This window comes from Bacillus sp. C28GYM-DRY-1, from assembly GCF_030519405.1.
In the GTDB taxonomy this organism is placed as follows: domain Bacteria; phylum Bacillota; class Bacilli; order Bacillales; family Bacillaceae; genus Bacillus; species Bacillus spizizenii_A.
On sequence record NZ_JAUMKF010000091.1, the window covers coordinates 1 to 273 of the forward strand.

Genomic DNA, 273 nt, shown 5'->3' on the forward strand with positions numbered 1-273 from the left:
CAACAGGCTGTTCAAATCGATGTGTTTCCCCAGCCTTATGCCATCTAACCCATGTCTGAACTTGTGTCTTATTCTTAATATTCAATTTCTGCATGATCTCTTTCATAGGCACGCCTGCCAATCTCATGTCTACAGCCTTCTGTTTCACTTCAACCGAATAACTCACTCTTGTCCTCATAGAAAAAACACCTCCAAGTCTAATTTCGGATAACAATCATCCGTTTTCAAACTTGAAGGTGTTTTTTATTTGTCTCATCTTATGGGGTCAGTCCC

General features: G+C 40.3%; 1 pseudogene. It reads right to left on the reverse strand.

What is annotated here, in order from left to right:
• Positions 1–178 (reverse strand): annotated as a pseudogene (locus tag Q3W56_RS20815) (helix-turn-helix domain-containing protein); the annotation flags it as partial.
• Positions 179–273: the final 95 nt, after the last annotated feature.